Genomic DNA, 17377 nt, shown 5'->3' on the forward strand with positions numbered 1-17377 from the left:
CACCACCGAGGTCCCATGTCGTCCGCGCCGTCACGTCCCACGTCCCTGGGGGCGCAGCTCGCCCGCCGCAAGCCGATCGAGCAGCTGCAGGCCGAAGCCTCCCGCGGGGTGAACGGTGAACCGCTCCGTCAGTCGCTCGGGGTCTGGCAGCTGACGATGATCAGCGTCGGGGCCACGCTCGGCACCGGCATCCTGGTCGTCCTCGGTACCGCGGTCCCGCTCGCCGGTCCCGCGGTCTGGATCTCGTTCGTCGTCGCGGGGATCGCCGCGCTGCTCTCGGCGCTGTCGTACGCCGAGATGGCCGGTGCCGTCCCGACCTCGGGGTCCAGCTACTCGTACACCTACGCCACGATGGGCGAGGGCATCGCCTGGATCTGCGGCTGGTGCCTGGTCCTCGAGTACGCCGTCTCGGTGGCCGCGGTCGCCGTGGGTGCCAGCGAGTACGTCGACGAGACCCTCCGCGTGTTCGGGCTGCACCTGCCCACCGCGCTCGCCGCTCCCCCGGTCGACGGCGGCGTGGTCAACCTGCCCGCCGCGGTCCTGGTCCTGCTCGCCACCGTTGTGCTGCTGCCAGGAGCCCGCGAGAGCGCCTGGGTGAACACGGTGATGGTGGTCGTGAAGATCGCCCTGCTGGTCTTCTTCGTCGTCGTGGCGTTCACGGCGTTCCGGGCGCAGAACTTCGAGCCGCTCGCACCGATGGGCGCCGCCGGGGTCACCGCAGCGGCGTCACGGCTGTTCTTCTCGTACATCGGCTTCGACGCGGCCTCGACCGCAGGTGAAGAGGCGAAGAACCCCCGCCGTGACCTGCCACGGGCGATCATCGGCTCCATCGCGCTCATCACGGCGCTGTACATCCTGGTCGCGATCGCCGCCATCGGGGCCCGCTCGTGGACGGCGTTCTCGTCGTCCGAGGCGTCGCTCGTCCGCATCGTGGTCGACGTCACGGGGCAGCCGCTCGTCGCCCTCGTGTTCTCGATCGGGGCGGTCGTCGCCATCGCCAGTGTCGTGCTCACCGTCCTGTACGGCCAGACCCGCATCCTGCTCACGATGTCCCGCGACGGCCTGGTGCCGAAGGTCTTCGGCCGGGTCTCCCGCCGCACCGGCACCCCGATCGCGAACACGCTGATCATCGGCATCGCCGTGACGATCGTCGCCGCGCTCGTGCCCCTCGGGGAGCTCGCCGACGCCACGAGCATCGGGACCCTGGTCGCCTTCGCCCTGGTGAACGTCTCCGTCATCGTGCTCCGTCGCTCGCAGCCCGACCTGGAGCGCTCGTACCGGGTGCCGCTGTTCCCCGTCGTCCCGATCCTCGGCGCCCTGAGCTGCGTGCTGCTCGCGGTGTTCCTCGGCGCCACCACCTGGATCGCGTTCGGCATCTGGATGGTCGCCGGCGCCCTGCTCTACCTGGCCTACGGCCGCCGCCACAGCACGCTGCGCTGACGCGCCCCGCTGCCCCGCCGCGGCCGCGCCGCGGCCGCACCCCGCCCCGCCCGCCCGCCCGCCCGCGAGTCTCGGCCAAGCGGACTCTCTACGGCTCACGAAAGCGCGAGAGTGTCTGCCCAGACGAGACTCGGCACATCCCTCGGGACAGTCGTGCACCTGCGCTCTCCACAGATCCCGCCGGAGGGCACACAGCGCACATCCGAGTCCGCACACTCGCATCATGCAGCTTCACCGGACACGCCCCGATCTCCTCCGCGCCGAGCGGTCGGATCCATCGCGAGCACGACAACTCCGACGGCTCCATGCCGCTGGGCGAGTCATCCGGCTCCGTGCGGGTGTCTACCTCGACAAGCGGGTGTGGGATGCACTCGACACGTCGGACAAGCACCTCGCCATGGCTTGGGCTCTCGCTCCTGACCTGAGTCCGACCAGCGCGTTCTCGCACGTCACGGCTGCACTCATCCATGGCTGGCCGTTGATCGGACCGGCTCCGGCGCGGATCCACGTCGTCGACTGGAAGCTGGTCGGTGTCGAACACCGGGTCGGGCTCATTCGACACGGCATCGACCCCGCTGGCCTGTGCCTCGGCCCCAGTCGATTCGACGGCGTCCCTGTGGTCGATGCGCTCGGAACGGCGGTGGCCGTCGCGCGAACGTGCGACCCGGCGGTCGCCGCCGTGGCCATCGACCATGCAGTGCGCATGAAGGCGATCGACAGGAAAGTGTTCGAGGAGCACCTGCCGCCGCCCGCATCGCGCGGTGGCCGGAGGGCTCGGCTCGTCGCCACCGCGCTCGATCCGGCACACGAGTCACCCGGTGAGTCCTACTTTTCGATCCGACTCGTGCAACTGGGAGTGACCAACATCCACCCGCAGCATGAGTTCATCACGAACGGGTTCCGTGACCGAGTCGACTTCTGGTTGCCCGACGCCGGAGTCGTCGTCGAGTTCGATGGCAAGCAGAAGTACGTCGACCGCGAGATGCTCGCAGGTCGCGATCCCAGCGAGGTCCTCTGGCAGGAGAAGCGCCGGGAGGACCGCATCCGTACCCACCGAGAAGTTCGGTCCGTCATCCGAGTGACCTGGTGGCACCTCGAGAGCCTCGACCGGTTCCGTGCGCTGCTCCGTTCGCACGGGGTGTTGATCACTCCGTGAGCAGCATCGGCGACAATCGAGTCTCGGCTCAACGGACAACTTCCCGCTCCAGCGGCCGGCAAAGTGTCCGCTCAGCCGAGTCTCGGCGAAGGTGCCGCACACAGCCCCCACCCCGCACACAGCCCCCACCCCGCACACGACGAAGGCCGCCACCCCGAGGGGCAGCGGCCTTCGTGACCGGAACGGTCGAGACTACGCGAGCTCGATCGTGGCGCCAGCGGCCTCGAGGGTCGCCTTCGCCTTGTCGGCGGTCTCCTTGTTCGCACCCTCGAGGATCTTGGCGTCGGCGGTCTCGACGAGCGCCTTGGCCTCACCGAGGCCGAGCGACGTCAGGCCACGGACCTCCTTGATGACCTGGATCTTCTTGTCACCAGCGGACTTGAGGATGACGTCGAACTCGGTCTTCTCCTCAGCGGCCTCGGCCGGGGCAGCGGCGGCCGGAGCGGCAGCAGCGGCCGGGGCAGCAGCGGTGACCTCGAAGACCTCTTCGAACTTCTTCACGAAGTCCGAGAGCTCGATGAGCGTGAGCTCCTTGAAGGCCTCGATGAGCTCGTCCTGCGAAAGCTTCGCCATGATTTTCTCCTACTACTAGCTAGTACGTGTGGTTGATGAACGCGAGCCTGATCAGGCCGCGGACTCCTGCTTCTCGCGAAGGGCGTCCACGGTGCGGACGGCCTGCGAGAGGGGTGCCTGGAACAGGTACGCAGCACCGAACAGCGAGGCCTTGAGTGCGCCGGCGAGCTTGCCGAGCAGCACTTCACGGGACTCGAGGTCGGCGAGCTTGTCCACCTCGGTCGCGGTGAGCGGGTTACCGTCGAAGTAACCGCCCTTCACCACGAGCTCGGGGTTCGCCTTGGCGAATGCACGCAGCGACTTCGCGACGGCGACGGTGTCACCGTGGACGAAGGCGAGAGCGGACGGACCGGCGAGTTCGTCGTCGAACGACGAGATGCCGGCGTTGTTCGCCGCGATCTTGGTCAGCGTGTTCTTCACCACGGCGTACGTGGCGTGCTCACGGATCGAGTTGCGGAGCTCCTTGAGCTGCGCGACCGTGAGACCGCGGTACTCGGTGAGCAGAACGGCGTTCGAGCTACGGAAGGACTCCGTGAGCTCGGCGACCGCAGCTTCCTTGTTCGCCATGGTTCTCCTTGGGGGTCTTGCCGGCAGCCCCAGGTCCACGAACGAAAAAAGCTCCGGCGCAGAGGCTCGGAGCTGCTCTCACCAGATGGTGGGAGTGGTTCGGAACACCTGCGCGGGATGCCTCACGAGTGAGGACCTTCGGTCACGATGTTCACAAACACGTTGCAAGCAGCACGACATCCGGCGGTCTTTGGCTTCGAGAACAGTAGCAGATGCCGTGGACGAGACCAAACAGCGGTCGGGAGGCGCGGTGCGGGCCCGCCCCGCGCCTCCCCTCCGTCAGTGGGTGCGGTCCACCGCAGCGGGCGTCGCCGACCAGTCGGCGGACCCGGCCCGCTCGGCCGGCTCGGCCGACGACGACGACGACGCGATTGACCCCGCCGCGGCGGCAGCCGCAGCAGGGTCGCGCGGCAGGTGCACCGTGAACACCGTGTCCCCGGGCTCGCTCGTGACCTCGACCCGCCCGCCGTGCGCCTGCACGACCGCGGCGACGATGGCGAGCCCGAGCCCGGTCGACCCGACCGTGCGGGAGCGCGAGCTGTCGGCACGGGCGAACCGCTCGAACAGCTTCGGCAGGAACTCCGGGTCGATGCCCTGGCCGGTGTCGCGCACGGTCAGGTCCACGCCGCCGTCGACCGGGGCGAGCCCGACCGTGATGCGGGTGCCCTCGGGCGTGTGGGTCCGGGCGTTCGTGACGAGGTTGACGATGACCTGGTGCAGGCGTGCGGCGTCCCCGGTGATGGTGACCGGCTCCGGTGGGACGTCGACCTCGATGGGGTGCTCGGGTGAGGCGGCGTGGGCGTCGTTCACGGCGTCGAGCACCAGGCCGGTCAGGTCGACCTCGGCGAACTGGATCTCGCGGCCCTCGTCGAGCCGCGCGAGGAGCAGCAGGTCCTCCACCATCGAGGTCATCCGGATGGACTCGGACTCGATGCGGCTCATCGCGTAGACGACGTCCTTCGGCAGGTCGCCGCCCATGCGCCGGGTGAGCTCGGCGTACCCGCGCACCGAGGCGAGCGGGGTCCGGAGCTCGTGCGAGGCGTCGGCGACGAACTGGCGCACCTTCTGCTCCGAGCGTTCCCGCGCCTGCATCGCACTGCCGATGTGCCCGAGCATCCGGTTGAAGGCGCTGCCGACCCGGCCGACCTCGGTGCGGGGGTCGGTGTCCGGCACACGGACACCGTCGAGGGCGTCACTGCGGTCGAGCGGCATGCGCGCGACGGTCGAGGCGGTCTCGGCGACGCGGTCGAGCGGCCGCAGGGAGCGCCGGACCACGAGGGCGGCGACCAGTGAGGCGGCGAGGAGTGCGAGTCCGGTGACGACCAGCACGACGCCCAGGAGCTTCCAGACGCTCTCGTAGACGGGTGCCATCGGCAGGCCGACCACGAGCACGGCAGGCCCGACGGTCGCCGCGGTCACCCGGTAGCGACCGAGGTCACCGCCGAGGTCGATGGTGTGTGGACGCCCGTCGACGTGCACCCCGCCGAGCGGCGCGACCACCGGCGCCGAGAGACGCTCGATCCCCCCGGCGTTGTCCAGCACGCTCCCGACGATGACGTCCCCGTTGAGGAAGTAGACCGTCAGGGTCCCGGACGCTTGTCCGGACGGGCGGCCGATGTCCAGACCCGGGCCGCTCCCGCCCTGCTGCTCGACGGATCGCTGCGCACGGTTCGTGGCGAACTGCAGCTGCTCGTCGATCGCGGAGCGCTGGATCGAGAACAACGCGATGATGCTCCCCGCCCCGATCACCGCACTCACGGCGACGACGAGGGCGACGATGCTCAGGACGAGCCGACGCCGCAGGGTCACGAGGTCGGCTTGATGACGTACCCGACGCCGCGCACCGTGTGGATCATCGGCGTCTCGCCGGCGTCGATCTTCTTGCGCAGGTAGGAGATGTAGATCTCGACGACCGAGGACTTGCCGCCGAAGTCGTACGACCACACGCGGTCCAGGATCTGCGCCTTCGAGAGCACGCGACGGGGGTTCCGCATCAGGAAGCGAAGGAGTTCGAACTCGGTGGCCGTCAGTTCGATCGGCCGGCCGGCGCGGTGCACCTCGTACGACTCCTCGTCGAGCACCAGGTCGCCGACGACGATGCGCGAGTCTCCGGCCTCGGAGATCGAGATCTGCGAGCGGCGGATGAGCCCGCGCAGACGCGCCACGACCTCTTCCAGGGAGAACGGCTTCGTGACGTAGTCGTCACCACCGGCGGTGAGTCCGGTGACACGGTCCTCGACGGAGTCCTTGGCGGTGAGGAACAGCACCGGTGTGTCGTCGTTGTTCTGCCGCAGCCGGCTCAGCACCTGCAGCCCGTCGAGGTCGGGCATCATCACGTCGAGCACCATCGCGTCGGGCTTGAACTCCCGCGCGGTCGTCAGGGCGTCCTGCCCGCCGTTCGCGCTCTTCACGTCCCAGCCCTCGTACCGCAGCGCCATGGACAACAGGTCGGTGAGGCTGGCTTCGTCGTCGACGACCAGGATGCGCAACGGGGTTCCGTCGGCACGTGTGAGGCGCGGGGCTGCTGCGGGCTGGGAGATGGTCACGTCTTCGAGTATCGAGAAGTTCCTATGAGTCGTCTGTGGCCCAGCCCAGTGCGTTCTGTGGATCGAGGACACGTCCACGGCCCGACGCTCCGTACGTTGGGAGCATGTTGCGATCTGCAGCCTGGCCGTCGTCGGCCCGGCACCTGGAAACCGCGCGGATCGAACGGACGACCGGGAGGCCCGGCTCGACACCGACGGACCGCCTGGCGGTCGCGCAGGCGGTCGCCGCCGCCACCCCGCCCCTGTCCGCCGGCACGGCCGGCGGCTTCTTCGGCACGCTCGCCGCGGTCGCCGCAGCGGACGTCGCCACTGCCCGCACCGTCGAACCGCACCTGGACGCCCTCGGGATCCTGGCGCAAGCCGGGGTCGACGCCCCGGACGGTTCCACCTGGGGCGTCTTCGCCGCCGAGGGCCTGGGGCTGCGGCTCGACGCCGCACCACAGGACGACGGCACGGTCCTGCTCCACGGCAGGAAGCCGTGGTGCTCGCTCGCCTCGACGCTCTCGCACGCCCTGGTCACCGCGCACCTGGGTGACGAACGCGTCCTGGTCGCCGTGGACCTGCGACAGCCGGGCGTCACCGTGCACGACGAGGCCTGGGTCGCACGCGGCATGCCCGACGTGCCGAGCGGACCGGTCGACTTCGACGGTGTCCGGGCACGACCCGTCGGCGCCCCCGGCTGGTACCTGGAGCGTCCGGGCTTCGCGTGGGGCGGCATCGGCGTCGCGGCCTGCTGGTGGGGCGGTGCGGTCGGGCTCGCACGGGTGCTCCGCGACGCCGCGGCCGCGCACCCGGAGTCCGAGCTGCTGCAGGCGGCCCTCGGTGCCACCGTCGCCGACCTCGCCGACGCCGAGGACGCCCTCGCCGACGCCGCTGCCCGGATCGACGGCTCCGACCCGGCCTCCGACGACACCGACTGGCGGCTGCTCGCCCAGACGGTGCGATCGCGGGTGCGCCGGTCGGTCGACGCGGTGCGCGAACGGGTGGTCGCGACGATCGGCCCGGCACCGCTGACCGCCGATGCCGCCGTCGCCGCGCGGGTCGCCGACCTCGAGCTCTACGTCCTGCAGGACCACGGTGCACGCGACCTCGCCCGCATCGGCCGGATGGTGCTCGAGCGCGGCGGTGTCGCGTGGTGAACTTCGACCACCGCGAACCGGGGACCGACCCGGCGGCGTGGACACGGTTCCTCGACGGCGTGGACGCACCGGCGATCGACCTGGCCGACACCGGGTCCGTGCTCGTCGTCGCACCGCACCCCGACGACGAGACCCTCGGTGCCGGTGGCCTGATCGCGGCGGCTGCGCAGGCTGGCACCCCCGTGCACGTGCTGCTCCTCACCCGCGGCGAGCGCTCCCACCCGGACTCCCCCACGACGACCGCGGAGGCGCTCGCCGCCGCACGCGACGCGGAGTTCGTTGCGGCCGTGCGCGTCCTGCACCCCGACGTCACGTCGACCTCGGTCGGGATCCCGGACGGCACGACCCGCGAACACCGCGACCGCGTGACGGAGGCCGTCGACCAGGCGCTGGCCGCGGCCGCGCACCCGGTGCTCCTCGTCGCACCGTGGCCTGGAGACGGGCACCGTGACCACCGCATCGCCGGCGAGGTCACCGAGGCCGCCGCGGCGAGCGCCCCCGACGTCGACCTGCTCGCGTACCCGATCTGGGCGTGGCACTGGGACGAGCCGGAGCACACCGTCGCCCCGTGGGACCGCGCTCGAGCGCTGCCGCTGACCGAGGACCTCGTCGCCCGGAAGCGCGCCGCCCTCGATGCCTACCCGTCGCAGACCCGGCCGCTCTCGCCCGCGGTCGGCGACGAGGCGATCGTCGACGACCGGCACGCCGCACACCACCTGCGGACGACCGAGTGGTTCTTCGTGCCGGAGTCCGCCGCGTCGCGGTCTCGCGAGTCGTTCGACGCGCACTACGACCGGAAGCCCGAGGGGTGGGACTTCGACGGGTCCTGGTACGAGCAGCGCAAGCGGGCCGTGACACTGGCGGCGCTCCCCCGCCCGCGTTTCCGCTCGGCGCTCGAGCTCGGTTGTGCGACCGGCGTCCTGACCGACGCCCTGGCCGAACGCGCGGACGACGTGCTCGGCACCGACATCTCGGCGGCACCGCTCGAGCGTGCCGCCCGCCGTGCCCCGACCGCGCGGTTCGTGCAGGCGGCCCTGCCGTCCGAGTGGCCGGAGGGCCGCTGGGACCTGGTGGTGATGTCCGAGGTCGGGTACTACCTGTCCCCGGCCGACCTCGACGCCACGATCGACCGCGTGCTCACCTCGCTCGACGACGACGGCGTGCTCGTCGCCTGTCACTGGCGGCACCCCGACGACGAGGCCGTGTCGAGCGGCGACGCGGTGGACGCGCGGCTGACCGAACGCTGGCCGCGTCCCGCCCTGCTCCGGCACGTGGAAGCGGACTTCGTGCTGAGCGTGCTGCCCGGCCCGGCGGTCACCTCGGTGGCCCGGGCCGAGGGGATCGTCCGGTGACCGGACCCCACCACCGACCGCGCATCGACGTGGTCGTCCCGGCGCACGACGAGGCCGACCGGATCGCCGCGTGCCTCGGATCGCTCCTGGTGGCGGTCGACCGGCTCGCCACGGAGCGGCCCGGGGTCGACGCGGCGATCACGGTGGTGCTGGACGGTTGCACGGACGACACCGCTGCCGTGGTCGATCGGTACCCGGTCGACGTCCTGACCACGGACCGTGTCGGGGTCGGTCGGGCACGGTCCATCGGGGCGACGCACGCGCTGCGAGCGCACGACGGCGACCCGGTGGCTCGGTGGCTCGCGCACACCGACGCCGATTCGCGCGTGCACGAGCGGTGGCTCGTCCAGCAGTCCGACGCACTGGAATCCGGCGCGCAGGTGCTCGTCGGCGCCGTCGTCCCGGACCCGGACGACCTGGCGCCCGCGGTGATCGACCGGTGGACGCGGGCGCACCCGCCGGGCGCCGCGCTCGGTCACGTGCACGGCGCCAACCTCGGCGTGCTCGCCGCGGCGTACGTCACGCTCGGCGGGTTCGACCCCGTCCCCGAACACGAGGACGCCCGCCTGGTCACCCGGGCCCGAGCACTCGGGTTCCGCGTGGACGCGACCGTCGAACTGCCGGTGGTGACGAGCGGGCGCTTCGCCGGCAGGACCCCGGGCGGGTACGCCGAACACCTGCGCCAGCAGTACGGCGACGTCGGCTGACCGTCCTAGGTGGAGGTGGGGCGTCGGCCGGTGAACCGCTCCACCCAGCCGGCGACCGTCCCGAGGCGGATCGCCGCAGCACGTCGTCGCCGCCGGCCGAACGGTGCGCCCACGAGCGCCCATCCGGTCGCCAGGAGGTGACGGAGGACCTCGCGGGGACGCCAGGCGGCGCCGTGCGCTCGGTGCTTGTCGACGAGGACACGGTCCCAGCGCGCGTAGTGCCGGTTGTTCCGGAACAGCTCCCGGGTGCCCCGGCGGAGTCGGTACTGCACCGATGCGGACGGTTCGAAGTGGGTCGGGAACCCGAGGTAGGTCGCACGCCATGCCAGGTCGATGTCCTCGGCGGCACCGAGCGACGTGTCGAAGCCCCCGGTGGCCTCGAGGACGGTGCGCCGCATGCCGAGGTTGGCTGCGGACGTGTGCGGGAGGTGCCCGAACCGCACGATCGGCCACGCCTGCTCGGGCGCTTCCCACATCCACGGCTCGTTGAGCGCGTCGTGCAGCAGCGGACCTGTGCAGACACCGGCATCGGCCAGCCCGCGCACCATCCCCACGATCCAGGTGTCCGCGACGACGTCGTCAGCGTCGCAGAACAGCACGATGTCGGAGCGGAGTGCCCGCCAACCGGCGTTCCGCGCCGGGGCAGCGCCTCGGATCGTGGACGAGTCGATGGAGCGGACCGTCCAACCGCGCGGCCACTCCTCTGCAGCGATGCGCGCATCAACCAGGTGACGGGGTTCACCGTTGCAACTGACCACGATCTCGACGGGTCCGGTCCACGTCTGCCGGGCGAGCGCCGCGAACTGGGGACCGAGCTCGATGGTGGTGCGCTGTCCGACCGGGATGACCACGCCGACCGTGGGCTGGGGTGCGACGCCGCTCATCGTGCGGGTTCCCGTCGTCCGGCCGTCGCGCCGATCATCGTGGCCGCCGTGGTGATCCCGGCAGCGGGGGTCACCCCCGTGGCGTGGAGGTCGCCGACGAGGACACCGCCGGCGAGGCCGGCGGTCCGACCACAGGCGAGGTCGGACGGACGGTCACCGACGATCCAGGACCCGGCGAGCCGGATGCCGAACGTCGCTGCCGCCGCGAGGACCATGCCGGGTCCGGGCTTCCGCCACGGGTCCGGGTCACCGGGCAGTCGAGCACTCCCGACGATCACGTCGACGTCCGCGCCGTGGGACTGCATGGCTCGGCGGATGCGCCCGTTCACGGTGTCGAAGCCGGACCAGTCGTACCAGCCCCGGGCGATGCCGCTCTGGTTCGTCACGACGACCACCGGGATGCCGTCGTGCCAGGCCGCAGCAGCCGATTCGATGGCGTCGGGGACGAGCTCGGTGCGGTCGAGCGACCCGACGTGTCCGTGGTCGACGATGAGCACACCGTCCCGGTCGAGGAACAGTGCATCGACGCCGTCGAGCGGCCGTTCGGAGAGCCGTTCCAACGACCGGTGGCGGTCACGCGACGCGGACACGGGTCCCGGTCTCCGAGAAGGCGAACGGGACGACGCGTTCGGGGCCGAGGGCCCGGACGAACGCAGCACGCTCGGACGGGGGCACGACGAACAGCATGTGCCCGCCTCCGCCGGCACCGAGCAGTTTCCCGCCGGTGGCCCCGAGCGTGCGTCCGTGCTCGTACAGCTCGACGACGGGGCTCGCCGTCGTTCCGAGCACCGCGGCCTTGAGCGTCCATGCCTCGTGCAGGGCCGGGCCGAACGAGTCGGTGCGACCGGCGGCGAGCTCGTCGCCCATCACCCGGGCGAGCTCCACCATCCGTGTCACGCGGTCCCGCGCTCCGCCCGGCCGCGACATCGTGCGGGACTGGCGGCCGAGTTGCTGTCCGGCGTCCCGCCCGATCAGGGTGTCGACCAGCACGAGCGACGATTCGAGGTCCTGCCTGGCACGCTCCGGCATGTCGATGGGCGTCGCGACCGTCGAGCCGTCGGTGCCGAAGTCGTAGCGACGGAGTCCCCCGTGGGCGGACGCGGTCTGGTCCTGCAGGCCCACCGGACGCGCGCAGCGGATCATCTCGATCTCACTGGCCGTGGCGGCGAGCGCGCTCGGCTCGAGGTCGGCACCGCGGAGTGCCGCCAACGCCGCGACCAGGCTGGTGACGACCGCGCCGGAGGTGCCGAGGCCGGTCCCGGAGCTCCGGACGTCGGAGTGGATCGAGACGTCGACCGGGACCGCCGGGGTGTCGTGCAGCAGGGCTTCGCGCACGAAGTCGTGCTCGATGGCTGCCGGGGAGTCCGCCGTCTGCACGCCGTCGGTCACGACGCGGATCCCACCACGTGCACGGGGGCGGACGACGGTCTCGACGGCCAGGTCGATCGTGGTGCTGACCACGCACCCGGGCTGCTCGGAGAAGTACGCGGGGAGGTCGCTGCCCCCACCGAAGAAGGAGACGCGGAGCGGGGAGCGGGCGATGATCACGAGCGGGCGACCTGGACGCCGGCGACGAAGGCACGGGTGAGCGCGTGGTGGTACGCGACGTGGAAGTCCTCGATGACGTCGATGTCACACGACGGCACCACGGCGGCGACGTCGACGAGGTCGAGGATCGGCGGGAGTCCCTGCATCGCCCCGGTGAAGGCGAGCGTGACGGCGCCGCGGTCGCGGGCGAAGTCGAGCGCGCGCAGCACGTTGGCGGATCCCCCGGAGGCGCTGAGCCCGAACACGACGTCCCCGGTGCGCATGAGGACCCGCAGCTGCTCGAGGAAGACGTCGTCGTAGTCGAAGTCGTTGCCGACGGCGGTCATCATTGCGGCGTTGTCGGTCAGGGCGAGGATCCGCAGCCGCTCGGCGACCGGAGCGAGCGGGTCGGCCTGACGGGACGGAGCCAGGCTCTTCGCGAGGTCGGCCGCCATGTGGCTCGCCAACGCCGCGCAGGCCCCGTTGCCGAAGACGAAGACCGAGCGTCCGTCGCGGTGGGCGTCGACGAGCACGGCCGCGATGCGCGCGATCTCGTCGACGGGGAACCGACGGGCGAACCGGTCGACCTGGACGGAGTACGCCTCGACGATCTGCGCGGCGGCCCGCAGGTCAGGGGCTGTGGTGGTGAGCATGGCTGTCCTTCGTTCGGTGTCGACGACCAGCATACCCATTACACATGCGAAATATCAACGGCGAAAGGCAACCGCTGCGGCGAACGCGGTCGTGTAGCCGTCGATCGACCCGGTCTCGTGCCAGTCGCCGTGGATCCGTGCGGCCTGCACGCCCCCGTCGAGTGCGAGCGCGCCGAGCGCAGCACTGAGGTAGAGCTCCCCGTCGGCCGCGGGGGCCACGGCGCGCAGCGCTCCGAGCACCGCTGGCGTGACCACGTACCCACCGACCGAAGCGAGCCCGTCGACGGGCGGGTCGACCGGCTTCTCGACGAGTTCGACGACCCTCCCGCTGGCGTCCACACGAGCGACACCGCAGCGTCGGAGCGCCGCACGCGGAGCACGCACGACGGCGATGACGGGCAGTCCGGTCCTGCGGTGACGGTCGAGCACGACGGCGCTGCGGTTCTCACCGAAGACGACCTCGTCACCCCAGAGCACGAGGAAGGACTCATCGCGCACGCGGGTCGCAGCCGACAGGATCGCTCCCCCGTTGCCCGGCCCGGCAGTCTGGAGACAGGTCTCCAACTCGACACCCCGGGCTCGGGCGTCCGGCCGGAGGACGTCCGTGACGTAGTCGTTCAAGGCCGTCTTGTCCGGCCGGGTGACGAGGACGATGCGCTCGATCCCGGCGCCGATCAGTTCGTCGACCACGATGTCCAGCGTCGGCCGGTCGCCGAGTGGCAGCAGCTCCTTCGGGATCGCTTGCGTCAGGCGACCGAGTCGGGTGCCGCGACCGGCGGCGGGGATGACAGCCGTCCGCACGGGTGGGACCGGGGGGACGGGATCAGGGAACCGGGCCACGGGCGAGCGCCTTCCTGGGACGGGGACGGGGAGGTCGTCGGCGCCGACGGGGCAGGGCCGATCGGACGTCGGGGAACACGAGGGCGACGAGCAGTGCCGCCAGTGCTGCCAGGATGCCCGGCACGAGCACGGAGCCGATCGGATCAGCACCGAACCCGACCCGGACCACGGCCGACACGAGGACCGCGGCGCTCGTGGCCGCGGCCGCAGGGAGGACCGGGAGTCCGAGGTCGCGCAACCGCAGACCGGATCCCTTCGTCGCCACCAGGAAGGCCGGCACCACGAGCCCGGAGCAGGCCACCGCGTACGCGGCAGCCATGCCCTGCGGCCCCCAGACGGTGCCGACGACGAGGGCGCCGACGAGGACCGGCTGGGTGACCAGCGCCCAACGGACCTGTCGCCCGGCGCGGCCACTGGCGATGAAGTACCAGACGGCCGCGAACCCGAGCGCCTGCGCCCCGCCCGCGACGACGAGGAACGGCAGGAGTGCCGCGGAGCCGAGCCAGTCGTCACCGAACAGCAGGTGGACGATCGGACCGGCGAGCACCCCGAGCACGGCGAGGACCGGCCACGCCAGGAGCGTCACCGTGCCGACGAGTCGCCGGAACCGCTCACGGAGCACCACGGCGTCGACGCCCGCCATCGCCGGGACCGCGATCCGTTGGACAGCCGCCCCGATCTGGTCCAGCGGCAAGGTCATCAGCTGCACGGCCTGGACCCACAAGCCGGACGCCGCCGGGCCGAAGAGCGCCGCCACCAGCACGCGGTCCCCTGCCCTGGCGACGAGCGAGACCAGCTGAACCAAGGACACGTCCCGCGCGAGCGCGGCCATGGTGCGGACCGAACGCCACGGTGCTCCGGTGCCGCGGGGTACGCGGCGCAGGACGACGACGCCGACCGTGATCACGATCCACAGGGCCACCACCTGCGCCACCATCGCGACGGGTCCGGCGCCGACGAGCGCGAGACCGATCGACAGCGTGGATCCGAGCACCACGGCGATCGACTCGACGAGTGCGACCCGTCCCATCTCGTGCTGGCGCACCATCGAGGCGATCGGGACGGCGACGAGGCCGGCGAGCGGGAAGGCCACTGCGATCGCCAGGAGCAGCCCGCCGGACGGCGACGACGGCAGCGCCCGGAGGACGAGGAGACCTGAGGCGGCGACGAGGGCCCCCAGCAGGATCCCAGTCAGGGAGCTCGCCCGGTGGAGTGCGACGTGGACGTCCGCCGGGAGCGCACCCGAACGCAGGACGACCGCAGCGAACCCGCTGTTGCGGACCAGCTCGAGGACGACACCGAGCGCGAGCACCGCCGCGGCGACCCCGTACGCGTCCGGCCCCAAGACGCGTGCCACGACGACGTTCGAGACGATCTGCACGGAGGCCCGGAAAGCGGTCGCGGCGATGCTGAACACCCCACTCCGCACGATCGCCACGCATCCAGAATATCACGTGTCATCCTTTGCCGGGGGCGCTTACGCGGTTCATCGGAAGCAGCAGTGACCGCCACAACCACGCTGCCTAGGTTCTCCTCCGTCGGCCCCGCCGCGTGCTCTGCGCGGCCGGTGACCCCAGCCGGCCACCACCGAGGAGAACCATGTTCCTGACCTACCTCAGGCGCGAACTCACGAACCGCAAGAAGCAGACGGTCATCATCGCGATCGGGATGGCCCTGGCCATCGCCCTCGTGGTGATCGTGTCGTCGATCTCGGGTGGCGTGCAGGCAGCGCAGTCGAGCGTCCTGCAGTCCGTCTACGGCGTCGGCACCGACATCACCGTCACCAAGACCGCGACGGCGTCGACGAACGGCGGGCGTCCGAGCTTCGACTTCGGCAGCCGGGGCGACAGCGACGACGACAGCGGTTCGACCGACCTGTCGCAGTCGCGGCTCGCGGTCGCGCGCGGTACGAGCACCCTGGACGCCGCGAACCTGTCGACGATCACGAGCACCGACGGCGTCAAGGCCGCGACGGGTGTCCTGACCCTCGAGAACAGCACGTTCTCCGGCCAGGTCCAGCAGCAGTCGACCGACGACAGCAGCACGGACGGCAGCAGCGACTCCAGCAGCGACAGCACGACCCAGCAGGGCCCACCGAGCGGGGACACCGGCGGTGGCGGCGGGTTCGGCGGTGGGTCGTTCAGCGTCGACTCGTTCACGGTGACCGGCATCCCGGTGTCCGGCGCGACGGTCGGTCCGCTCACGAGCACCGAGCTCACGAAGGGGCGCACCTTCGCCGCGGAGGACGCGGGAAAGGACGTCGTCGTGCTCGATGCGTCGTACGCGAAGAGCGAGTCGAAGGCGGTCGGTGACACCGTCGACATCGGCGGCACGGACTTCACCGTCATCGGCATCGTCAGCTCCACCGGTTCGGCCTCGACCACGGGCTCGAACACCTACATCCCGCTCGACACCGCGCAGGCGCTGGCCGACCTCGACGGCAAGGTCACCTCGATCTCCGTCTCCGCCGAGTCGTCGTCCGACGTCAGCACCATCAAGTCCGCACTGCAGGCGAAGCTGCCGAGTGCCACCGTCTCCACCGAGGCCGACCTGGCCTCGAGCGTGTCCGGGTCGCTCAGCACCGCGTCGAGCCTGGTCGCGAACCTCGGCACGTGGCTGTCGATCGTCGTGCTCGCCGCGGCGTTCCTCATCGCGATCCTCTTCACGATCTCCGGCGTGACCCGCCGCACCCGCGAGTTCGGGACCCTCAAGGCGATCGGCTGGTCGAACGGCCGCATCACCCGACAGGTGGCGGGCGAGTCCCTGGTGCAGGGCCTGATCGGCGGCGTGCTCGGCGCTGCGGCCGGCCTGATCGGCATCCTCGTGGTGAACGTCATCAGCCCGACGATCTCGGCGAGCGCCTCGAGCACGACCGGCGGGGGTGCCGGTGGCGGCGGTGGCATGCCCGGAGGCGCAGCGACCGCGGCCGCGGGCAGCGGCACGACGGGCGGTGCACCGGCCGGTGGCTTCGGCGGCGGCGCGAGCACCGCGTCGACGACCGACGTGGTGCTGCACGCCCCGGTGACCGTCGAGGTGATCCTGCTGGCGATCGGCCTGGCGATCCTCGGCGGGCTCATCGCCGGCGCGCTCGGCGGCTGGCGTGCGAGCCGGCTCCGTCCGGCCGAAGCGCTCCGGAGCGTGGCCTGATGGCCGGCTGCACCGACACGACCGAACCGACGACAGGAGCACCCGTGACCAGCACCGACACCGCGACCGGCGAGGCGGAGGCGCGCCGTGCCTCCAGTCCGATGTACCGGCTGACGAACGTCAGCAAGACCTACCAGCAGAAGAACCGGACCGTCACCGCCCTGACGAACGTGCACCTGACGATCCCGCAGGGGCAACTCGTGGCCGTCCAGGGGCCGACCGGCGGCGGGAAGTCGACGCTGCTGCAGATGCTCGGAGCGCTCGACCGGCCGAGTGCCGGGTCGATCCACCTCGGTGGCGACCGCGACGTGGCGAAGCTCGGCGACGGCGCGCTGACCGACCTGCGCGCGACCGAGATCGGCTTCGTGTTCCAGAGCTTCAACCTGATCCCGACGCTGACGGCGCTCGAGAACGTCGAGACGGCGTTCGTGGGGTCGCTCGCGAACCGGTCCCGGACCGAGGTCCGCGAGCGTGCGGTGGCTGCCCTCCGCGAGGTCGGGCTGGGTGAGCGGATGGAGCACCTGCCGGCCGAGCTCTCCGGCGGACAGCAGCAGCGGGTGGCGATCGCCCGGGCGCTGGTGAAGAACCCGAGCGTGCTGCTCGCCGACGAGCCGACGGGTGCGCTCGACGAGTCGACCCGCGACGAGATCATGGCGCTCATCGAGAAGCAGTGGCGGGAGCGCGGGCTGACCGTCGTCATCGTCACGCACGACTCGTGGGTCGCGAAGCGGGCCGAGCGGCGCCTGCACATCAAGCAGGGGCAGGTGTGCGAGGTCTAGCGGGGCAGGCGGGTGCGCGGGCAGGCGCGGGGCGTCCGCCCGCGTTCCGCGCTGAGCGACAGTCCAC

At 71.5% G+C, this 17377-nt stretch carries 17 protein-coding genes; 7 read left to right on the forward strand and 10 right to left on the reverse strand.

Annotation, left to right across the window (positions count from 1 at the left end):
- Positions 1-15: 15 nt before the first annotated feature.
- Together BIU95_RS12985 and BIU95_RS12990 are read left to right on the forward strand one after the other, a co-directional pair.
- Positions 16-1440 (forward strand): amino acid permease, encoded by a 1425-nt coding sequence (locus BIU95_RS12985; protein ID WP_071251870.1) that lies wholly within the window; start codon positions 16-18, stop codon positions 1438-1440.
- A 397-nt stretch (positions 1441-1837) separates the two neighbouring features.
- Entirely contained in the window at positions 1838-2596 is a 759-nt protein-coding gene (locus BIU95_RS12990) for a hypothetical protein (RefSeq protein WP_139179794.1), read from the forward strand.
- Positions 2597-2788: 192 nt separating this feature from the next.
- On the opposite strand, the gene rplL is transcribed toward BIU95_RS12990, so the two are convergent.
- From rplL to BIU95_RS13010, 4 genes are all read right to left on the reverse strand, one after another.
- Positions 2789-3169: a 50S ribosomal protein L7/L12 gene (rplL, locus tag BIU95_RS12995; protein WP_017888664.1), complete on the reverse strand. Its 381-nt coding sequence runs from the start codon at positions 3167-3169 to the stop codon at positions 2789-2791.
- A 51-nt stretch (positions 3170-3220) separates the two neighbouring features.
- Complete coding sequence (gene rplJ, locus BIU95_RS13000) at positions 3221-3736, reverse strand: 50S ribosomal protein L10 (protein WP_017888663.1); 516 nt, start codon at positions 3734-3736, stop codon at positions 3221-3223.
- Between the two features lie 279 nt (positions 3737-4015).
- Complete coding sequence (locus tag BIU95_RS13005) at positions 4016-5545, reverse strand: cell wall metabolism sensor histidine kinase WalK (protein WP_071251872.1); 1530 nt, start codon at positions 5543-5545, stop codon at positions 4016-4018.
- The gene (locus tag BIU95_RS13010) at positions 5542-6276 is read right to left on the reverse strand and encodes a response regulator transcription factor (protein ID WP_197068690.1); all 735 of its coding nucleotides are present in this window, start codon (positions 6274-6276) and stop codon (positions 5542-5544) included. Before BIU95_RS13010 ends, BIU95_RS13005 begins: the two co-directional genes overlap by 4 nt.
- A 110-nt stretch (positions 6277-6386) precedes the next feature.
- Here BIU95_RS13010 and BIU95_RS18350 point away from each other — a divergent pair, with 110 nt between their 5' ends.
- From BIU95_RS18350 to BIU95_RS17815, 3 genes are read left to right on the forward strand one after another with little or no spacing between them, the layout of a single operon-like run.
- Complete coding sequence (locus tag BIU95_RS18350; RefSeq protein ID WP_056070689.1) at positions 6387-7421, forward strand: acyl-CoA dehydrogenase family protein; 1035 nt, start codon at positions 6387-6389, stop codon at positions 7419-7421.
- On the forward strand, positions 7415-8773 hold the full coding sequence (locus tag BIU95_RS13020) for a PIG-L family deacetylase (RefSeq protein ID WP_071251873.1): 1359 nt from the start codon (positions 7415-7417) through the stop codon (positions 8771-8773). The genes BIU95_RS18350 and BIU95_RS13020 overlap by 7 nt, the downstream gene beginning before the upstream one ends.
- Positions 8770-9480: a glycosyltransferase family 2 protein gene (locus BIU95_RS17815; RefSeq protein WP_042541096.1), complete on the forward strand. Its 711-nt coding sequence runs from the start codon at positions 8770-8772 to the stop codon at positions 9478-9480. Before BIU95_RS13020 ends, BIU95_RS17815 begins: the two co-directional genes overlap by 4 nt.
- Before the next feature lie 5 nt (positions 9481-9485).
- Here the strand turns inward: BIU95_RS17815 and BIU95_RS13030 are convergent, their stop codons facing one another.
- The 6 genes from BIU95_RS13030 to BIU95_RS13055 are packed head-to-tail and all read right to left on the reverse strand — an operon-like array spanning position 9486 to position 14822.
- Entirely contained in the window at positions 9486-10364 is an 879-nt protein-coding gene (locus tag BIU95_RS13030) for a glycosyltransferase family 2 protein (RefSeq protein WP_071251874.1), read from the reverse strand.
- Entirely contained in the window at positions 10361-10954 is a 594-nt protein-coding gene (locus tag BIU95_RS13035) for an HAD-IIIA family hydrolase (RefSeq protein ID WP_071251875.1), read from the reverse strand. Before BIU95_RS13035 ends, BIU95_RS13030 begins: the two co-directional genes overlap by 4 nt.
- Positions 10938-11912, reverse strand: coding sequence for a hypothetical protein (locus BIU95_RS13040; protein WP_017888654.1), 975 nt, complete (start codon positions 11910-11912; stop codon positions 10938-10940). The genes BIU95_RS13035 and BIU95_RS13040 overlap by 17 nt, the downstream gene beginning before the upstream one ends.
- Positions 11909-12544 (reverse strand): SIS domain-containing protein, encoded by a 636-nt coding sequence (locus tag BIU95_RS13045; protein WP_017888653.1) that lies wholly within the window; start codon positions 12542-12544, stop codon positions 11909-11911. The genes BIU95_RS13040 and BIU95_RS13045 overlap by 4 nt, the downstream gene beginning before the upstream one ends.
- A gap of 54 nt (positions 12545-12598) precedes the next feature.
- Complete coding sequence (locus BIU95_RS18755; protein ID WP_071251876.1) at positions 12599-13345, reverse strand: sugar phosphate nucleotidyltransferase; 747 nt, start codon at positions 13343-13345, stop codon at positions 12599-12601.
- A gap of 22 nt (positions 13346-13367) precedes the next feature.
- Positions 13368-14822 (reverse strand): oligosaccharide flippase family protein, encoded by a 1455-nt coding sequence (locus BIU95_RS13055; protein ID WP_071251877.1) that lies wholly within the window; start codon positions 14820-14822, stop codon positions 13368-13370.
- 161 nt (positions 14823-14983) lie between these two features.
- Here BIU95_RS13055 and BIU95_RS13060 point away from each other — a divergent pair, with 161 nt between their 5' ends.
- Positions 14984-16531 (forward strand): ABC transporter permease, encoded by a 1548-nt coding sequence (locus tag BIU95_RS13060; RefSeq protein WP_071251878.1) that lies wholly within the window; start codon positions 14984-14986, stop codon positions 16529-16531.
- A gap of 101 nt (positions 16532-16632) precedes the next feature.
- Positions 16633-17310: an ABC transporter ATP-binding protein gene (locus tag BIU95_RS13065; protein WP_071251893.1), complete on the forward strand. Its 678-nt coding sequence runs from the start codon at positions 16633-16635 to the stop codon at positions 17308-17310.
- Positions 17311-17377: the final 67 nt, after the last annotated feature.

The organism is Curtobacterium sp. MCBA15_007 (genome assembly GCF_001864905.1).
Taxonomy (GTDB): Bacteria; Actinomycetota; Actinomycetes; order Actinomycetales; family Microbacteriaceae; genus Curtobacterium; species Curtobacterium poinsettiae.